This is a genomic window from Arthrobacter sp. BGA-UO-ETr-C19 (assembly GCF_059568005.1).
This window is the reverse complement of record NZ_JCAQPC010000015.1, coordinates 298,463-317,020: the sequence shown is the minus strand read 5'-3', so window position 1 is coordinate 317,020 and position 18,558 is coordinate 298,463. Positions and strand designations below refer to the sequence as shown.

The following is an 18,558-nucleotide window of genomic DNA, read 5'->3' as shown; positions in this document are numbered from 1 at the left end:
GGCATCGGCCCTGAACTATTCCGACATCCGTAACGAGTCCATCCATCGCCACTTGTAGGAAGCCTGTCAATAATTGGTACCGGTTCCCTGCATTTTTCAAAGGACCGCATCATTCCTTCGTCCGTTCACCAAGGGGAAGCAGCAGGCCACGAGGTGAGTGGCCTGCTGGGCGGTAGCCGGGCGACGCGTCCCGGCAGTTTGAGCTGATTTGCGGACGCCGATAGTGGGGATTCGGTCAACCTGGCTTGGCGGTTCCGCCGAGGCATGGTGGGTGGGTCTGAGAGGAGGAGTCTCACGCCGTCAGGCATTGTTTATTGCCCGGCACACCGGTTGAGTCCCGTCGGTCCCTAGACCACGTCCAGACGTTGCCCTATGGTTGGGGCATCAACGGCCGTTGGCCGGGTGGGGCTCCACTGCGGAGGTGCATCGTGGGTATCATTTCTTCCGGTTTTCGTGGGCGGCGGTCCGAGAATTCTTCGCTGCCTCCTGGACAGCATGAAACACAGGACTTTCCCGTCCTGACCGCGGGACCCGCTCCGCTCATCCCCGTCGACGAGTGGGAGTTCTTCATCACCACGGAGAATGGCCAGCGGCTCTCGTGGTCCTGGGACGAATTCATGGCCTTGCCGCAGGAGGAAATCACTAAAGACATTCACTGTGTGACCAGCTGGTCAAAACTGGGAACAGTGTGGCGAGGAGTTTCGTTGGACACGCTCTTCGAAAACGTGGAAACCACCAGCGACTTCGCCACGGCCCATTCCTTCGGCGGCTACACAACCAACGTTCCGCTGTGGGACCTCCTGGGCGGCAAGGCGTGGGTGGCCTGGGAATTCGATGGCAAACCTCTTGAACGGGCCCACGGCGGCCCGGCGCGGCTTTTGGTGCCACATTTGTATTTCTGGAAAAGCGCCAAGTGGATTCATGGTTTGGAACTGACAGGGGAAGACGTTCCCGGGTTCTGGGAATCGAATGGGTATCATCTTCACGGCAATCCGTGGCGCGAGGAGCGGTACTCGTGAGGCTCTTGCAGTGAGTTCTGTATGGCGTGTCGCTGAAGTGGTGGGCGGGGTACCGGAAAACGCCGCGGCCCGGACCATTAGGCTGCGGGTGGATGGTTTGATGGGGCATCTGGCGGGCCAGCACATTGACATCCGCCTCACTGCAGACGACGGGTATAGCGCCATCCGGTCATACTCGGTGGCATCCGCAAGTGCGGACGAGCATCTGGAAATCACCGTTGACGAGCTGCCGGACGGCGAAGTGTCGCCTTACCTGGTCCGGGACCTGGCTGTCGGGGACCGGCTTGAAATCCGGGGGCCGGTGGGGGGCTGGTTTGTCTGGCGGCCGACAAATGCGAACCGGGTGCAGTTGATCGGGGGAGGGTCAGGTGTAGTGCCCTTGATGTCGATGATCCGCGCCCATCACGCTTCGAACAACGCTGCCCCTTTCAGGTTGCTCTATTCCCTCAAGTCTCCGGATGCTTCGCTTTACCACGACGAGCTGCGCCGATTGGACCAGGCATCAGCCAAGCTGATGGTCGACTACGTCTATACGCGTTCGACGCCGGAAGGCTGGCCGGCCACGCCGGCGCGCCTTACGTCGGAGAGCCTTTTGGGCAAGATCTTCCCAGCAGAGGAGAATCCGGATGTTTTTGTTTGCGGCCAAACAGTCTTCGTGGAAACCGTTGCGGACTGGCTTGTGATGGCCGGCTATTCGCCGGCGTCGATAAAGACCGAACGGTTTGGCGGGACGGGAGGTATCCGGTGAGCAGCCCCGACAACTTTGCTGTCCCCGACTCCGAAGACCAGGACATTGCAGCGGGACCCCATGACCCGATTCCGTATGTGGACGGGAACGCCGCGGCCGGCGCCCTGTCCGAAGTGTTCCGTATCGACATCATCGCCGCGCTCGGGCGCTGCAGACACTGCGGCTCGGTCAGGGCGTTTGGCGAGGCCATGGTCTTCACAGACGCGCCCGGTATTGTGGTCCGGTGCCGCGACTGCCAGGGCGTGCTGCTGAGATTGGTGGAAACACCAACGCGGTACTGGTTGGATTTGAGCGGGCTGAACTACTTGGAGATCGACCGCGAAGAGTAGGCCCCAGGAGCCCGGGGGTCGAGGCGCCTCATGCGGTTCCTCCTCCGCCGCTTCCGAAGGCGGATAATGGAGATTCCGTCAACGGCGGTGCGGACGATTTGGCCCCGGCAGGCCGAGCGGTCACTGGTGTACAACGGCTTGGTTGAACTGCGGCTCGTTCTGGTTGGACCCTGGTTGGTCCCGCGAGTCCGGAGGCTGTGGGTCAGGATGATGGTGTGGCGTCGATGAGCACCTTTCCGATGGTGCCCTGCTCCACGGCGTCATGTGCCGCGGCGGTTTCTTCGAGCGGGAAACGGGTCAGCGGCAGGCCGTGTTCTTCGCCGACGCGCAACGCGCCGTCTTTCAGCGCCTCGGAGACGGCGGCCACGGCGTGCTGTTTCTGTTCCTTGGTGACGGTGTAGGTGAGGATGAACTGGTAGCGGATGTTTTTCGTCATGCTTTCACGGATGGGTACCGTCACTGAGTCTCCGGGGTTCGCCGCGTAGATGGCGATGGTTCCGTTTGGCTTGAGCACCTGCACGTCGGAGTCGACGTTGGCCGGGGCGTTGACGTCAACGATGGTGTCGACGCCGCCGGGGGCTGCCTGGCGGACGGCAGTGGCGACGTCGTCGGTGCGGTAGTTGACGACGGTGTGGGCTCCGGCGCGGCGTGCGAGGTCAGCTTTCCGGTCGCCGCTGACGGTGGCGATGACGGTTGCTCCGGCCCAGTGTGCGAGTTGAATGGCAGCGTGTCCCACTGCGCCTGCGCCGCCGGTGACCAGTACCGTCCGTCCCGCCAGTGCTCCGGGGGAGAGCCTGGCAGGGCCGTCCTCGTTCGAGGTCAGCGTCCGGTGTGCTGTCAGGGCGGGGATGCCGATGGACGCGCCGGTGTCGAAGGATTCAATACCCGGCAGCGGGACGGCTTTGGCCGCCGGTACCACGGCATACTCCTGCGCCGTGCCCTCGTTGCCGCCCCAGGCGACGTCCCAGAGCCAGACGCGGTCGCCGATGCTGAGTCCTGTCACTCCGGAGCCGATCTCGTCGATAACGCCGGCGCCGTCCTGGTTAGGGACCTTTGGTGCTGACAGCGTGCTGCTTCCTCCTCCGCCTGCCCGGGACTTCCAGTCGGTGGGGTTCACCCCGGAAACGACCACACGGACCCGGACCTCACCCGTGCCGGGATCAGCCAGCGGCTTGTCCTGGAGCTTCAGCACCGAGGACGGACCTGTCTCTTCGTACACAATCGCTTTCACGTCTTCTCCAATGAGTCGGCTTACCCGTGGCCTGCCTTACCCGAACTAACCTACCGATTCCGGTCCGCAATGAAAGTGTCCCCTCGGGATGCTGCTCACCAGCAGCGTTCCCTGGCACCAAGACCACGGACGGGACGTGCCCATGATCCTCTGGCCATCTGGCACACGGTTGAGGAGGAAGTCGGGCGGGAATGTCTTCACCGGACAGTGCCCAGCTCAGCCTTGAATCCGGACGGCCCGCACGACATCGTCGGCACGCAGCGCATGGACTGCTGCCTGCCAGGTTTCGAAGCGTCCGTAGTACGTCGGATCGAGCATGAAACTCACAACTGTTCTCAAGCTCTGTGCGCACGTCCGGGGCCAATGCCGGTATCCGGCGTCCAGCGACACCCCCAGCTGCACGGACGCGGCCGTCGACGTCCTCGAAGATACGGTCGAGGCGGCACGGTATGCGTCGTCGCTCTCGTCGGGGTGCTCAATGATCAGTGGATGCCGGTTCAAGACGGCATGCCAGTCGCCAAAATGCGACAACAGCACCCGCTCCCGTGGCACCTTGCAGGTCAGCAGAACCTGCCCCCGGAGCGAGCCCGCACAGTTCCACGAGCTTTTGGCGCCGTATCCGGGCCCAGAGCCAGATCGCTCCGTCACCGGACGTGGGCAGCCGTCCATCCATTTGTACCAGCCGGCAACCTGCCCCGGGCGTCAATGCTTGGGCTCGGTAGTTCGCCACCCCTTGAGGAAAACATCTGGACTAACAGCTTCCGGTGGAATGAGGGCGCAGCATGCCCGGGTTCCCAGCCCGCATTGGCGCGCCATTTCGAGACAGCTCGGAAACAGTGGGCGAAAAAGAGGGTGTGGACAGTGTCCACACCCTCGGCTTCGGATTCAGTTGTACCGGCAGGCTGTCGAGTCCCACCTCGGGCACACTGTTTTCCTAGGTCGGCCACCTCTTCGGGTCGCCGACTGTCGATAAGAACCAGAAAATGTTGGCACGGGCGCTGCATGTCTCGCATGGCCAGCATCCGAAAGCGGGTGAAAAAGACGGTACGAAGTCTTTCTTGGCCTGCTCGCGCGGCTCGAGAGACTGCAAGCAACAGGGCATGACCGTTGCTCAGTAGCGCCGCCACGTGGCGGATCATCTCGGCTGCACTGCCCACGGACGAGTCCGCGGCAGCGGACCCGTCCGTAGTGGCGGCTTGCGTCCCGTCACAGTCAGCCGGATTCTGCGAGATGTGCACCAACCGCCATTACGTTGCGGCAACTCTCGTCCTTGAGGCAGTGTTGCAAAATGCTGGGCATACACGGTCCCTATTGGATTCACCCGGGGGCCTGGGTGTCGGGTGCTGTGGTGTGTCCGGGTGTGCGGGTGGGTTCCGTAGTGGGAGCTGGTCGGGCGCCGTAGCTGCCGAGTAGGGTGAGGGAATCGGCCGACGGTGAGCCGGGTTTGGCGGTGAATACCCGCAGCGCCTGGTCGGGGTCATCGGGCAGGGACAGGTTTTCGACGTTCAGTTCCAGGTCTCCGACGACGGGGTGATGGAGTCGAACGGTGCCGGCGGACGCGGCGGCCACGCGGTGTCCGGCCCACCAGTGGCGGAAGTGTTCGCTTTGTACTGCGAGTTCGCCGACGAGCTGGTTGGCTTGGACGTCGTTGGGGTGCCGTCCGATATCGGCGCGCAAGGTTCCGACTGCTTCGGCGGCGATGGTTTTCCAGTCCCGGAAGAGTTCCCGCGCCTGCGGGTCGAGGTGGATCCAGCGGGTGAGGTTCCGTTCGGCCGCGGGCATGGCGGGGAAGTCGGCGAGCAGGAGGAAGGCCAGCCGGTTTCCGGCCAGGACATCGGTGCGGCGGCCCAGGATCAGGGCGGGCACGTTCCCGACGGCGTCCAGGAGCTGGTGAAGCGCGGGGCGTACGGTCTGGGACGGATCGGGGGAGCGCCGGGTGCTGGCGCAGTTTTCCAGGAGGGCGAGCATGTGCGCGTGTTCCCCGGGGTCCAGGTTCAGTGCCCTGCCCACTGAATCGAGCACGGCCCGGGAGGGGTGGATGTTGCGGCCCTGTTCCAGCCTGGTGTAGTAGTCGGTGCTGACGTCGGCCAGCCGGGCGATCTCTTCACGCCGCAGCCCGGGGACCCGCCGGGTTGTGGGGCTGGGCGGCAGCCCGGCCATCTCCGGGGTCATGCGTGACCGCATGGCCTTCAGGAATTTACCGAACTCTGCACTTTGACCCATGTCTCCCATTCTCCATGCCCGAGCCTCCGCGTTCCACGGCCGAAGGTAGGACTGGAAGTCCTAGGAAAAGCAGGCCGTGGCGTACGTGCTGACATGCCGCACGGGGGCGCATAGCGTTGATTGCGCAGCCGGGCATGTAACCCGGTGCCCCGCCGGGCTGATCGGCTCCGCGGGTTCCTGCACCAGAACAATGACGCCCCTGCGGCTGACAGACCCATGCACGTGAGATGACAAGAAGACACCCATGGACTTTTCCCTTGCGATGGCAGCTTTCGCCATCAACGCCGTAAACCACGAGGCCCGCAGCGCCCTGCCGGACGCGCCTGTTATTTCGCTGCCACCATCACGCCGGCCACGCCGAAGCGCCGCGTTCACACGCCGACGGCTCGCTCCGCTGAAGGGATGGCTTGCAAGTTCCCTGCACCGGGCCGCCTGGGCACTTGAGCCTGCACCTGAACCTGACGGGCACGCTGTGACCGGTCGGGGCTATTCGCGCGTGTCCGCCATCAACTGCGCGGCTGACCGGCAATGTAGCACCCGGGCCGGCACCCGGTGACGGGAGAGTCCCCGATCACCGCGAACGCCGTGCAGGCTCAGAAGCCGCTGGTCGGGGGGAACGAAATCCTCGGCTCCTCGCTGTTGGTCCGCGATCATGCATACACGGGACGGGACCGGCCCCACCGTCATGGACGAAGAAATCCGGGGCCACCCGCATCCACACCGCGAGTATCCCAACCCCGGGAATCGGGACAACAAACCGAAGGACATTGAACACATGAGCTATACCCCAGCACAGGACCGCTACGATTCCCTGCCGTACCGCAGGGTCGGGCGCAGCGGACTGAAGCTTCCGGCCGTTTCGCTCGGCCTCTGGCACAACTTCGGCGATGACAGGACCTTCGAAACGCAACGCGCCATCCTTCGCCGGGCGTTCGACCTGGGCGTCACGCACTTCGATCTTGCCAACAACTACGGCCCGCCGGACGGGTCCGCGGAAACGAACTTTGGCCGGCATCTGGCGGACGATTTCAAACCGCACCGGGACGAACTGGTCATCTCTTCCAAAGCCGGCTACCGCATGTGGCCGGGCCCCTACGGGGAGTGGGGGTCCCGGAAATACCTGCTGGCCAGCCTGGACCAGTCCCTTAAACGCATGGGCCTGGATTACGTGGACATCTTTTACAGCCACCGCCCGGACCCGGACACACCCCTCGAGGAAACCATGGGCGCGCTGGACACGGCGGTCCGCTCCGGCAGGGCACTGTACGCCGGAATCTCCTCCTACTCACCCGAAAAAACCCTCGAGGCCGCCGCCATCCTCGCCGAGCTGGGCACACCGCTGCTCATTCACCAGCCCTCGTACTCCATGCTCAACCGGTGGACCGAGTACGGGGACCCCAACCTGTTCCAGATCCTGGAACAGGTCGGCGCCGGTGCCATCGCCTTCTCACCCCTGGCCCAGGGACTGCTGACCGCCCGCTACCTGGACGGTGTCCCGGAAGACTCCCGGGCAGCGGCGGGCAAGTCCCTGGCGAACAGCCACCTCTCCCGGGAAAACCTGGCACGAATCCGCGGGCTGAACGAGATCGCAGCCGGGCGCGGGCAGACCCTGGCCCAGATGGCCATCGCCTGGACACTGCGCCCGCAGAACAAGGGGATACCCGTCACGTCAGCACTGATCGGGGCCAGCAGCGTCCGCCAACTCGAAGACAACCTCTCGGCAGTCTCAGGCCCGGAGTTCACCACCGATGAGCTCGACAAAATCGATGAATTCGCGGTCGAATCGGACATCAACCTCTGGGCCGGAGCGCTCCAAGCCTAGACTCACGCACGCGCCCAGAGCATGAAGCCACCACAACCGCGCGTCAACAACCCCGACGCATCAACGCCGGGACGCCGTGCAGTCCCGGTCGCCCTGAATCCCCTCGCGCCCGGTTACCTCCGACACCTCACCGAAGAAAGAGCAGATGATGTCCCAGACACAGGCAACAACGATCCCCACAGTCACCCTGAACAACGGCGTGAAGATCCCGCAGCTCGGCTTCGGCGTCTTCCAGGTCCCTGAAGAGGACACCCAGCGCATCGTTGAAGACGCCCTGGAAACCGGCTACCGCCACATCGACACAGCGGCCGCCTACCGGAACGAAACCGGCGTGGGCGCCGCGATCGCCGCATCAGGGATCGCCCGAGAGGAAATCTTCATCACGACCAAGCTCCGCAACGGCGAGCAGGGGCTGGTCTACGAAGCCTTCCAAAACAGCCGAAACGCATTGGGCTTGGACTATGTGGACCTGTACCTGATCCACTGGCCGGTACCGTCCCAAGGGCTCTTCACCACGGCCTGGAAAGCCATAGAAAACCTGTACGCCGACGGACTGGCACATGCCATCGGAGTGTCCAACTTCCTCGAACCCCACCTGGACACCCTCCGCGCGGCGTCAGACATCACCCCGGCCGTCAACCAGATCGAAATCCACCCCACCTTCCAACAGCGCGACCTCGTCGACACGAGCCGCTCCCGGGGTATCGCCGTCGAGGCATACAGCCCCCTGGGCCAAGGCGCGGACCTGGACGCCGGCGCCGTGAAGTACCTTGCCGCCAAGCACGACGTCACGCCCGCCCAGATCGTGCTCGCGTGGCACCTTCACACCGGAAACATCGCCATCCCCAAAACCTCATCGCCCAAGCGCATGCAGGAAAACTTCGATGCCGCCGCGATCACCCTGACCGCGGCCGAACTGATCTCCATCAACGCACTGGACGAGGGCAACCGGATCGGCGCGGACCCCGCCACAGCCGCCTTCACACAGTTCTAAGAGCCGGCGGCGGTGCCAGGGCCTTTACCCCCACAGGTTCTGGGCCCATCGCGCCAGTAGCGGCGAGGCTGCGCGTCGACCCTTGGGAGGGTTCGCGTGGCCGGAGCCTCTCGAGACACGTCCGGGACGTGGCGGCCACGTGCCTCCTTGAGGGATAGGACTGCCGATGAGCCATCGGCAGGTTCGCAGTTGCTGTGGGTAGGGGAGTCGGGATTCCGGCTTCCGGTCCGGGGGACCATACTGGGGTGGTGAGGATCGACGCCGGATCGGGGGCTCAGGGGAGGCGGCGGCCCGGGGCAGGCACGAGCCCTTACCCGCCGATCGCGGACTATGGGTTTTTGTCCGACTGTGAGGCCAACTGCTTGATCGCATCGAGCGGGCAGGTGGAGTGGATGTGCGTGCCGCGTCACGACTCACCGAGTGTGTTCTCCACGTTGCTTGACCGCGCCGCGGGTGGTTTCAAGGTGGCGCCGTACGGTGTCCGGGAGCCCGCCGCGCGCCGCTATCTGCCGGGCAGCCTGATCCTGGAGACCACGTGGCAGACCAGGACGGGCTGGATGATCGTGAGGGATGCCCTGGTGATGGGTCCGTGGCACCACACCGAAGAGAGGGCCGGCCGCTACCGCCGCCCGCCGATGAACTACGAGGCTGAGCATTGCCTGCTGCGCACCGTCCGGTGCGTCAACGGTGCAGTCGAGCTGTCCGTGCTGTGCGAGCCGGTCTTCGGCTACGGCCGGCGCCGGGCACGGTGGGAGTTCTCCAGCCCCGGATACGGGGAGGTCGTGACCGTCAGCGGCGATGAGGGGGATCCGGTGCTGCGTCTGAGCACTGACCGCCGGCTGGGCATCGAGGACTCCATAGCGGTCATCCGGAGCCGGATGACCGAGGGCGAGCAGGCCTTTTTCGCGCTCTCCTGGGGGTCGCTGCCCCCGCCGCGGACGTGGGAGGAAGCCACGGCCAAGCAATGGCAGACCACCGAGTTCTGGCGGCAATGGATCACCGGGGGCGAGTTCCCCGACCACCCGTGGCGTGAGGAACTGCAGCGCAGCGCGCTGACGTTGAAAGGCCTCACCTACGCGCCGACCGGAGCTCTGATCGCGGCGCCCACCACGTCGCTGCCCGAGGCGCCCGGGGGAGAACGGAACTGGGACTACCGGTATACGTGGGTGCGTGATTCCACGTTCGCGCTATGGGCCCTCTACACCCTCGGCCTGGACCGGGAAGCCGACGACTTTTTCGCCTTCATCCGCGACGTCGCCGCCGAGGACGACCTGCAGATCATGTACGGCATCGACGGCGCAAGGGACCTTCCCGAGGTCATTCTCGAGGGGCTCGACGGCTACGACGGCGCCCGCCCCGTCCGGATCGGCAACGCTGCCGCACACCAGCGGCAGCTCGACGTCTGGGGCGCCATGCTGGACTCCGTCTACCTCCACGCCAAATCCCGTGACCAGCTCCCCGAGCCGCTCTGGCCCGTCCTGCTCCGCCAGGTCGAGCAGGCCGCCGACCACTGGCGGGACCCCGACCACGGCATCTGGGAGGTCCGCGGTGAACCGCAGCACTTCACCGCCTCAAAGCTCATGTGCTGGGTCGCCCTGGACCGGGGTGCCCGGCTGGCGCGCCTGCACGGTCAGGCTGATTACGCCCGGAAGTGGGACACTATCGCCCAGGAGATCCATGAGGACATCTGCCGCAATGGTGTCGACGACCGCGGTGTGTTCGTCCAGTCCTACGGCACGACGAACCTCGATGCCTCGCTGCTCCTTGTCCCCCTCATCCGGTTCCTGCCCGCCAACGATCCGCGCGTGCGCGCCACCGTCCTGGCCATCGCCGATGAACTCACCCGGGACGGGCTCGTCCTGCGCTACCGCCCCGAGCAGACCGACGACGGACTCACCGGCGAGGAGGGGACCTTCACGACCTGCTCGTTCTGGCTCGTCTCAGCCCTCGTGGAGATCGGAGAAGTGGTTCGCGCCAAGGCACTGTGCGAACATCTGCTGTCCCTCGCCAGTCCCCTGGGCCTCTACGCTGAGGAACTTGATCCGGTGAGCGGCCGTCACCTCGGAAACTTCCCACAGGCCTTCACCCACCTGGCCCTCATCAACGCGCTCGTGCACCTCATCCGCGCCGAAGAAACCTACCGCGCGGCGCAGTTCGCCCCGGCACACCGCAACACCTGACAGCAGCGGCACTCCAAGGCATTCCAGAGGGCTCCCGGTGGACAGGCCGATATCGACGCCCGCGCCTGGTCGCAAGCTTCATGTCAGTGCGTCCCCCATAGAGATGACTGTCTGGATCTCCCGTTGGCACCACCAGGCCCCCGATCCACTAGGGCAGCCTTGTCTTTGACACACCGCACAGAACCGCCACAGCCTGGCCAAGGATGCCGCACACGAATGCCCCTAAGACTGTGTCAATGGTTGCAGGAGCCGCTACTTTACCGGCGATGGCTGATGATGGTGCCAACTCCTCAAGCCCGGCTCCTTCAGACGGCTACGCAGCGGCATCGGGAACAGGCAAGGAGCCCTGGGACAGCACCAAGCGAACGGTAAGACAAAGGAAATCCTGACCGGTGATACCTCAGCCAGGTAGAGGCCGCTGATGAGGCAGCCCAGCCTGATGCAACACGCACAAGGGAGGTGAAGGGACGCCGTCCGGCAGCGGGCGGCGCTTTGTCGATGGATCAGCAAGGCTCGCCCCTTGCCGGACCCTCAGCCGAACGTGCAGTCGACGATGACTTTTCCAAGGGCGGTCTCGAGCACGGCGAGTTCCTGGTCGTCGAGTCGCTCGACGAACAGTTTGGACACGCCTCGAAGATGGACCGGCACCGTTTCCGCCAGACGCGCGACACCGGCGTCGGTCAGCGCGACAACTACGCCGCGTCCGTCCCCGGCGACGTTCGCCCGGCGTACCAGGCCCTCCTCAACCAACCTCGCGACGCGGCGCGTCAGTCCCGAGCGCGAGATGAGCGTGCGGGCAGCGAGGTCAGTCATCCGCAACTCGCCGCCCGCCCCTGCCAGCTGAGCCAGGACGTCGAAGTCGGCCAGGCGCAGGCCGGTGTCTTCCCGCAGATCCGTGTCGAGTTGGCGCATGAGCGTGGCGTGGGCGTGCAATAACGCGCGCCATGCATTCTCGCCGCGCTGCCCGGGAAGCGACTCCTCGACAAGCCGGCCGAAGAGAGCGGCCACGGCAATCGGTGGGGAATTTTCGTCCACGTCCACCAGTTAACTCCACAGGTATTTGCAATCGCAAGTACATTGGCGGTGAGGAGGACCGTCTCATGAGTGAAGTACAGTCCAAGAAGACCCTGAGCCGTGAATTCTCGACCCCGGCCGAGGAGGACCGCCTGGCGCGAACCGCGGCCGCGCTGGAAGCGAACGGCATCACCGTCCTTCGCGCCTTGAACAGCGCAGAATCCAAACGCATGGTCCTGGATCTCATCCCGGCGGGGTCGCAAGTGCATCAAGGCGCATCGGCCTCGCTTGAGGCTGCGGGCATTACCGAGGAGATAGAGACGTCCGGCCGGTACAAGCCGCTCCGACCCCGGCTCCACAGCATGGACCGCGCGACGCAAGGCACCGAAATCCGCCGCCTGAGCGCGTCGCCGGACGTCATGCTCGGCAGCGTCCACGCCATCACCGAGACCGGGTCGCTGGTTGTCGCCTCCGCCAGCGGCAGCCAAATCGGACCTTACGCATCGGGCGCCGGGAAGGTCATTCTCCTGGTTGGGACGCAGAAAATCGTTCGCGGCCTGGAGGACGCGCTGCGCCGCGTCGATGAGTACGCCTTCCCGCTGGAGGACGCGCGGGCCCAAGCTGCATACGGTGTGCACAGCGGCGTGAACAAAGTTCTCGTCATCAATCGTGAGTGGGTCCCCGGCCGCATCACCGTCGTCCTCTGCGAAGAGGCGCTGGGGTTCTAGCCGTGTCCGGACGGACGCCGGGCTGACCGGACCCTTTGGCGGCCGGATCCTTCTTGGCATCCGGGCACCCGGGCGTCGGGGTTGTCGGTAACCGTCAGGGGAGGGACTGAGGTGCGACCGCCCCCTTGGTCCATGACGCGTCGGTGCCCGCCGCTGACCCCGGCCGACGGAGTGATTCGATTGAGTTTCTCGACGGGTACCGGCCGCGGTGGTACTCCCGGCGCAACGCCACAGGCAGGGAACGGTCCGGGGCCACCTCTTCGCCGGTAACCGGTACCGTTCCCCGCCAGGCCCTGGGTATCACCGGCCAGCGGCGGTTCATTAGATGGCCGCGACAACCGGGTCATGTGGCGCACGTCCTTGCGTTCCTGGGCTCCCCGGCGATGCGTCACCGGAGTAGCCTTCCTGCATGAGCCCGACCCATCGGCTCGCGCGCATGTCGGGGCGCGATCCGACCGAGCAACACCGGACCGCGACCCCGCTCGAGCTGTTCTTCGACCTCACCTTCGTCGTGGGCTTCAGCGCGGTCTCGACGCAGACGGCGCTGCTCTTGGAGCAAGGACACTGGTCGGCCGCGGTCACGGGGTTCGGCCTCGGGGTCTTCGCGATCAGCTGGGCGTGGGTGAACTACGCCTGGCTGGCCTCCGCCTACGACAACGACGACGTGTTCTTTCGCATCGCGACACTGATCGAGATGATCGGAGTGCTCGTGATCGCCCTCGGGATGCCGCCCTTCTTCCACTCCATCGACGAGGGCCGTCATGTCGACAACGCCATCATGGTGAGCGGGTACGTGATCATGCGTGTCGCCGCGGTCACGCTCTGGCTGCGCGCGGCGCGGCATGATCCCAGGCATCGAAGGGCCTGCCTGGCTTACGCGGCCACCGTCTCGGTGGCGCAGGTCGGATGGGTATTACTCATCGTCGCCTCGCTCCCGATTGGGCCCACGTCGTGGATCATCGCCGCTCTCACCGGGGTCGAGCTGGCAGGCCCGCTCCTGGCCGAGGGCAAAGACGGCGGCACCCCTTGGCATCCGCACCACCTCGCCGAGCGGTATTCTCTGCTCGTGATCATCACCCTCGGCGAGGTGATCCTGGGCACTGTCTTCGCGATCTCGGCTGTGGTCGAACGGTCGGGCTGGTCGGGCGAGGTTGTGCTCGTCGCGTCCGGCGGTACTGCCCTCGCCTTCTTGATGTGGTGGCTGTACTTCACCCTCCCGGCCGGCCGGGTGCTGGGATATCACCGCCGGCGTGCGTTCGGATGGAGCTACGGGCACATCGTGGTGTTCGGCGCGGTCGTTGGCACCGGCGCCGGCCTCCATGCCGCGGCGGTATACATCTCCGGTGAGAGCCACATCGGAGCCACTGAAACGGTGCTCACTGTGGCCCTCCCGGTGTTTCTCTTTGAACTGACCCTCGTAACGATTTACTCGCTCCTTCTGCGTACTGCCGATCGCTACCACATCTGGATATTCGGTGCTGCCGCGATCGTCCTTGCATCCGCCGTGGCCGCGGTGGGTCTGGGTGCGAGCGTTGGCGCCGCGCTGCTCCTCGTCGCCGCCTCGCCCGCGCTCATCGTCGTCGCGTACGAGACGACAGGCTACCGACATGAGGAACAGGCCCTGAAACAGGCCGGGGCCTGACCCTTCCGGGGGGTGGATGGTCGCCGGACCACCTCGACTCCAACGGCGTTTTCCTGCCATTACCCCATAATCAGGGCCACGTCCGGCGATCCGGCAATCGGTGGCTGACGCCTGCCTGGCCACTCACCGGTGCCTCATCCTCCTTGCAGGATCGTTCCTTGACGCACTCGGACGGAGCCTCATTATCCGCGGGACCGCATCGCCGTGACCCAGTGCTGTGACTGCACTTTTCGCGCCCGGAGTCCGCGCAGCGGCTGTGCGCATTGACAAGCCTCGGCGGCGCTGTACGTGGCCGGGCCCGCCCGGGCCGTTGCACGCCCTGATTGCGCAGGGCACGCGCGAGTAGGAGCCCGGGGGTCCGGGTGTACATGATCAGTTGGAGCACTTGCCTCGTGCCAGTGACGCCACGGAAGGGATGCATTCAGAGGAGTGGGAGAATTGTTGAGGTGGGGATCCCTCCTGCGGGGGCAGTGCTGAAGATCCCATCGGGTGGACCCCGGATAGCGGAGGAGCCTGCAATGGACCAGATGGATGCTGTTGGCACGGACAACGGTTGGCCTCGGCTCCGCGTGAGTGACTGGGTTGAAACCCGGGATACGGTGCACATGTGGACGCAGATCGTGGGCAAGATCCGGATGGCCCATGCGCCGATGCTCAATCACTGGTGGCAGGTGACGCTGTACGTCACGCCACGCGGGCTGACGACCTCGAGAATCCCGTATGGCAGCAGGGCCTTCGACGTCGAATTCGACTTCTGCGACCACCGGTTACGCGTTCGCACCAGCGAGGGGGCTGCCGCGAGCGTGGCACTCGAAGCAAAGTCTGTTGCCGAATTCCATGCAGAGGTGTTCCAGGCCTTGAGGGGGCTCGGCATTGTGGCCTCCATCCGTGCGGTTCCGAACGAGGTGGATCCGGCCATACCCTTTGCCTCCGACGACCGGCACGCCTCCTACGACCCCGGTGCTGTCCGGCTGTTCTGGCAGCAGTTGGTTCAGGCGGACCGGGCCTTGAACGAATTCAGGTCCTATTTCAGCGGCAAGGCCAGTCCCGTGCACTTCTTCTGGGGATCGATGGATCTGGCCTACGCGAGGTTTTCCGGGCGCGCGACCGCGTTTCAGCCGGGCGGGGCCCCCAACTGCCCCGACTGGGTCATGGCCGAGGCATACTCGCACGAACTGAGCAGTTCCGGGTTTTGGCCGGGCGGAGGTGATGAAGGGGCTTTTTACGCCTATGCCTTCCCCGAGCCGGCAGGTTACGCCGACTATGTCAGCGAGTCCGACGGGGCCTTCTACAGCAAGGACGAGAAGCTGTACCTGCTTCCGTATGAACATGTCCGCTCCGCCATGGACCCCGACGGGACGCTGTCGCGGTTCCTCCACTCCACCTACGAGGCGGCCGCGGAGACAGCACACTGGGACCGGGCCGCACTCGAAACCGATCCGGACCGCTGGCGGCAGAAACGTCACCGCCTGCAGCCACCGCAACAGGCGCCCGTCGACACCCCGCCCTGACCTCCGTGCTCTCCGGCGGCAACCCCGAGCCCTGCCGAACCAACTTTCCTTCGACCCGGCATGGGCCAACTCCGTAAAATAGTGCGTGGGCGACGGGCACACGAATCCGGAAGAGGAGCCATGTGAACGCTGTACAGGGCATCAATGTCTCCGTCCCGCCCAGCGGCACCGGTTGTGTTGAATGTGAATCCGGGGGCGGGTGGTGGCTGCATCTTCGCCGGTGCGCCCAGTGCGGCCACATCGGCTGTTGCGACAACTCCCCGGCCCAACACGCTTCCGCTCACGCCCGGTCTACCGGCCACCCCGTCATTCGCACCTTCGAACCGGGAGAAGCCTGGTTCTACGACTATCCCAGCTCCACGTTTTTCGACGGACCGGAGCTCGCACCGCCGACCCACCACCCGCTCGACCAGAGCGTCCCGGGACCGGCCTCCCGTGTGCCCCAGAACTGGCGCCAGCAACTGCCCTGACAAATACCGGCCCGACCCGGTAAACCGTGGATCAAAGGCAAACCCGGCCACGCCTCAAAATGTGGCACCACTGCGCGGACAGCGGCTTGCGTGAGGCCGAACTCTTACCCGCGATGCGCGGCCGCCTCCTTGATCACGACGATTTCCGCCTCCGGTGCCTGGTGCCAAACATGCGGGGCAGAACTCACGGCGGCAACCACCGCATGGAACCACCCAAAATCTGAAAAGCTCATCGACCTCGCCAAAGCCCGAACACAGCCTCGATAAGGAAGGGTCGTGAGACGGCAGGGGCGTTGGACGATCATGGATCTCGCCGCGTCCTCCCAGCCGCCCATCATGCCAGGCTGGGACGGGTTCGACGTGCCCGGCTATGTTCAACGCACCTTTGACGTGGCCGTTCTCGTGGATAACGACGTCGGGCGGTATCTTGGCCGTCACGTTGCCCCCCGCTCTGCGGATGTGCTTTGACGGGTGCGAGCCGATATCCCACACCGCGCACCGTCTCTACCCAGCGCGGGCACTGCGGATTATCGCGTAACTTGCGGCGAAGATTAGCGATATGGGCCTCTACTGCCCGTTCATCGACTTGGCTGATGTACATGCGGTCCCAGCTGTACTCACTGTGGAGTACCCGAACGAGACGCGCCCTGGAGCAGACCATTCCTGCCACACGTAACAGCTCGTGAAGGAGATTGAACTCGCTTCGTGTCAGACTTACGGCGGACCCTCGAACCACGACCGTCCGGGTCTTGTGATTAAGTTCCAACCCGTTGTGCCGGATGACAAATTCCTCGCCTACTTCCCCGGGGGACGAAGGCATGGGATCAGGCACGGGCAGGGCCATACTGAAGGATGCGTTACGAGGTCGGCGCATCACCGCCATAAGCCGTGCCCGCAACTCACGCGGGCGGAACGGCTTCGTGATGTAATCATCTGCCCCACCGTGAAATGCCGTCAAGGCATCGCCCTCTTCATGCCTGCCCGTCAGCATGACAACGTAGGCGTCGCTGAAATTGCGAATTCGCCTAAGGACCTCGAAGCCGTCAATATCCGGCAAGCCAACGTCCACCGTGACGACGCTGGCATCTTCACGTCGGACGAGTTCAACGCCCTCCCTTCCATGAGCCGCTGAACAGACTTCAAATCCTGACTGCAGGAGCACGGCCTCCAAGAGATTGCGCATGTCGGCGTCGTCCTCGATTATCACCGCCAGGCCAAGGTCGCTCATAGAGGTCGCCAGGTCTGATGCTGCCCTCGAGTAGCGCGAATGAGGTATTCGTTGCCCGGGCAATTAGGCGTGTTTGTGCAGTTCAATGTGGGGTTACCTCCGGAACGGCCTCGGTAGGGACTTCAGCAAGCTTGTGTTGCCCGGCCGTTCTCCAGACAGCCGGCGGGCGCCCTGGCTCGATCATGGATGTGATGTCCGGATCCTCCTGAATGCGAGCGGCTTCTTGAATTACTCCAGGGTCGTTTTGTCCTACGCCTTCCTCCAAGGACAGAAAACCGCCCACGACCCCCTGGTGCCGAGGCGGCGCGCCTGGTCGTTGAAGATCCCACCCCGCCGATATGGGGGAGATGGCGGGGTGGAACCGGGAACGTTGAAAAGTCTAGGGCTCTTCACGACGCGAAGAAGCGTTAGCAACTTCGATGGGTGCAGACCTTCGCAGTCAAAGCATCATTCCATGCAAGGCGCGTGGACCCCAGAGCCAGCGGGATGGAACGCTTTGTGGCCAGAGTCGCAGTACTTGGGGTGATCCCTTCGGCATCGCCATTAGAGGCGCCCCGCAGCGAGACCCGCCGAAGAGGGTCCGAACCGGGGTGCCCGGGCAAGCGATCACCACCCGGTCCTTGGCTGTAGCTCGTGAATAGAACAGCGCAAAGATCGACGGTCGTCGGTAAGAACAAGCTGATCCCATTGACGGCGGAGTATGGCGGGATGGCAACTCGGTGCAGAACCTGAAGCCCAGGGACCGGGTGAAGGTTCCGTTCAACATCTATTGCGGCTCGTGCTATTTCTGCTCGCCGGGGTTGTATTCCAACTGCCATTACCTGGGCGCGGAGGTAGCGATCGACGCCGTGGGGGCAGAAGCGGACGGCAACCTCATCCAGCACGTCATGTCCTCGCAGCTGAAGCTGCAGGGTGGGTCCCCGTGGCGCTTAACTGGGCCATCGACTCCGTCGGCAAGGGCGGAACCGTGTCCGTGATGGGGGCCTACGGCCCGATGTTCAGTGCCGTGAACTTCGGCGACGCCAAGAACAACGGCCTGACGCTGCGGATGAACCAGTGCCCGGTCAAGCGCCAATGGCCGCGGCTCTTCGAGTACGTCCGCAACGGCTACCTAAAACCCGGCGACGTTGTCACGCACCGCATCCCCCTGGGAACGGTCCGTTGAGCACAAAATCCTGACCCTAGTCTTCGGTACCTCCACTCCGCCCGCCGGCCTTTCCGGAATGATGCGGAAGTTCGCCTACCGGCACGGCATCCAGTCCAGGAAACGCGCGGACCCCGCCCACCAGTGGATCTCCCCGGCCATAGCTGCGGGCCCTGGATCCTCGCCGGCGCGGGCCTGTACGCCGTCGCCAGAACCCTGGCTCGCCCCCGCAAACTCCTTGATCCTGTCTTGCCCGCTACTGTGGCCGCAGGCCT

Annotated in this window: 15 protein-coding genes and 2 pseudogenes; 12 read left to right on the top strand and 5 right to left on the bottom strand. The window is 64.6% G+C overall.

The features are described 5' to 3' along the window. Positions 1-428 precede the first annotated feature (428 nt). The 3 genes from AC57BR_RS08675 to AC57BR_RS08665 are packed head-to-tail and all read left to right on the top strand — an operon-like array spanning position 429 to position 2,096. A complete protein-coding gene (locus AC57BR_RS08675; RefSeq protein WP_496359517.1) occupies positions 429-1,019 on the top strand; it encodes a sulfite oxidase-like oxidoreductase in 591 nt (196 codons plus the stop codon). Continuing rightward, positions 970-1,767, top strand: coding sequence for a ferredoxin reductase (locus AC57BR_RS08670; protein WP_496359515.1), 798 nt, complete (start codon positions 970-972; stop codon positions 1,765-1,767). Before AC57BR_RS08675 ends, AC57BR_RS08670 begins: the two co-directional genes overlap by 50 nt. Beyond that, complete coding sequence (locus AC57BR_RS08665) at positions 1,764-2,096, top strand: DUF6510 family protein (RefSeq protein ID WP_496359513.1); 333 nt, start codon at positions 1,764-1,766, stop codon at positions 2,094-2,096. The genes AC57BR_RS08670 and AC57BR_RS08665 overlap by 4 nt, the downstream gene beginning before the upstream one ends. A 202-nt stretch (positions 2,097-2,298) precedes the next feature. Here AC57BR_RS08665 and AC57BR_RS08660 read toward each other — a convergent pair whose 3' ends face one another. The 3 genes from AC57BR_RS08660 to AC57BR_RS08650 form a co-directional block, all read right to left on the bottom strand. After that, positions 2,299-3,327 carry an NADPH:quinone reductase gene (locus AC57BR_RS08660; protein WP_496359511.1) on the bottom strand — a complete coding sequence of 343 codons (1,029 nt, stop codon included), beginning with the start codon at positions 3,325-3,327 and terminating at the stop codon, positions 2,299-2,301. A 216-nt stretch (positions 3,328-3,543) separates the two neighbouring features. Then, on the bottom strand, positions 3,544-3,828 hold the full coding sequence (locus tag AC57BR_RS08655) for a hypothetical protein (protein WP_496359509.1): 285 nt from the start codon (positions 3,826-3,828) through the stop codon (positions 3,544-3,546). Between the two features lie 816 nt (positions 3,829-4,644). Further along, positions 4,645-5,550 (bottom strand): helix-turn-helix transcriptional regulator, encoded by a 906-nt coding sequence (locus AC57BR_RS08650; protein WP_496359507.1) that lies wholly within the window; start codon positions 5,548-5,550, stop codon positions 4,645-4,647. Between the two features lie 775 nt (positions 5,551-6,325). Between AC57BR_RS08650 and mgrA the strand changes: the two genes are divergently transcribed. The 3 genes from mgrA to AC57BR_RS08635 all read left to right on the top strand — a co-directional run bounded on the left by mgrA (position 6,326) and on the right by AC57BR_RS08635 (position 10,546). After that, positions 6,326-7,372, top strand: coding sequence for an L-glyceraldehyde 3-phosphate reductase (gene mgrA, locus AC57BR_RS08645; protein WP_496359505.1), 1,047 nt, complete (start codon positions 6,326-6,328; stop codon positions 7,370-7,372). 148 nt (positions 7,373-7,520) lie between these two features. After that, positions 7,521-8,366, top strand: a complete 846-nt coding sequence (locus AC57BR_RS08640) for an aldo/keto reductase (protein WP_496359630.1) — start codon at positions 7,521-7,523, stop codon at positions 8,364-8,366. Positions 8,367-8,560: 194 nt separating this feature from the next. Continuing rightward, positions 8,561-10,546, top strand: coding sequence for a glycoside hydrolase family 15 protein (locus AC57BR_RS08635; protein WP_496359503.1), 1,986 nt, complete (start codon positions 8,561-8,563; stop codon positions 10,544-10,546). Between the two features lie 531 nt (positions 10,547-11,077). On the opposite strand, the gene AC57BR_RS08630 is transcribed toward AC57BR_RS08635, so the two are convergent. Continuing rightward, a complete protein-coding gene (locus AC57BR_RS08630; protein ID WP_496359501.1) occupies positions 11,078-11,587 on the bottom strand; it encodes a MarR family winged helix-turn-helix transcriptional regulator in 510 nt (169 codons plus the stop codon). A gap of 59 nt (positions 11,588-11,646) precedes the next feature. On the opposite strand from AC57BR_RS08630, the gene AC57BR_RS08625 reads away from it, so the two are divergent. The 5 genes from AC57BR_RS08625 (at position 11,647) to AC57BR_RS08605 (ending at position 16,379) form a co-directional block, all read left to right on the top strand. After that, a complete protein-coding gene (locus AC57BR_RS08625) occupies positions 11,647-12,288 on the top strand; it encodes an LUD domain-containing protein (RefSeq protein WP_496359499.1) in 642 nt (213 codons plus the stop codon). A gap of 409 nt (positions 12,289-12,697) precedes the next feature. Beyond that, a complete protein-coding gene (locus AC57BR_RS08620) occupies positions 12,698-13,930 on the top strand; it encodes a low temperature requirement protein A (protein WP_496359497.1) in 1,233 nt (410 codons plus the stop codon). Between the two features lie 518 nt (positions 13,931-14,448). Beyond that, a complete protein-coding gene (locus tag AC57BR_RS08615) occupies positions 14,449-15,441 on the top strand; it encodes a DUF5996 family protein (protein ID WP_496359495.1) in 993 nt (330 codons plus the stop codon). 122 nt (positions 15,442-15,563) lie between these two features. After that, positions 15,564-15,911 carry a UBP-type zinc finger domain-containing protein gene (locus tag AC57BR_RS08610; RefSeq protein WP_496359493.1) on the top strand — a complete coding sequence of 116 codons (348 nt, stop codon included), beginning with the start codon at positions 15,564-15,566 and terminating at the stop codon, positions 15,909-15,911. Between the two features lie 276 nt (positions 15,912-16,187). Continuing rightward, positions 16,188-16,379, top strand: a complete 192-nt coding sequence (locus tag AC57BR_RS08605; protein ID WP_496359632.1) for a hypothetical protein — start codon at positions 16,188-16,190, stop codon at positions 16,377-16,379. Here AC57BR_RS08605 and AC57BR_RS08600 read toward each other — a convergent pair. Beyond that, positions 16,375-17,139 (bottom strand): annotated as a pseudogene (locus AC57BR_RS08600) (response regulator transcription factor); the annotation flags it as partial. The gene AC57BR_RS08605 and the pseudogene AC57BR_RS08600 sit on opposite strands and share 5 nt — an antisense overlap. An 821-nt stretch (positions 17,140-17,960) precedes the next feature. Between AC57BR_RS08600 and AC57BR_RS08595 the strand changes: the two are divergent. Continuing rightward, positions 17,961-18,289, top strand: a pseudogene (locus AC57BR_RS08595) (glutathione-dependent formaldehyde dehydrogenase); the annotation flags it as partial. Positions 18,290-18,558 lie beyond the last annotated feature (269 nt).

Coding starts and splice junctions, on each gene's coding strand:
- AC57BR_RS08670 (WP_496359515.1), top strand. CDS start 970: ATGGGTATCATCTTCACGGCAATCCGTGGCGCGAGGAGCGGTACTCGT.
- AC57BR_RS08650 (WP_496359507.1), bottom strand. CDS start 5,550: ATGGGTCAAAGTGCAGAGTTCGGTAAATTCCTGAAGGCCATGCGGTCA.
- mgrA (WP_496359505.1), top strand. CDS start 6,326: ATGAGCTATACCCCAGCACAGGACCGCTACGATTCCCTGCCGTACCGC.
- AC57BR_RS08640 (WP_496359630.1), top strand. CDS start 7,521: ATGTCCCAGACACAGGCAACAACGATCCCCACAGTCACCCTGAACAAC.
- AC57BR_RS08625 (WP_496359499.1), top strand. CDS start 11,647: ATGAGTGAAGTACAGTCCAAGAAGACCCTGAGCCGTGAATTCTCGACC.
- AC57BR_RS08620 (WP_496359497.1), top strand. CDS start 12,698: ATGAGCCCGACCCATCGGCTCGCGCGCATGTCGGGGCGCGATCCGACC.
- AC57BR_RS08615 (WP_496359495.1), top strand. CDS start 14,449: ATGGACCAGATGGATGCTGTTGGCACGGACAACGGTTGGCCTCGGCTC.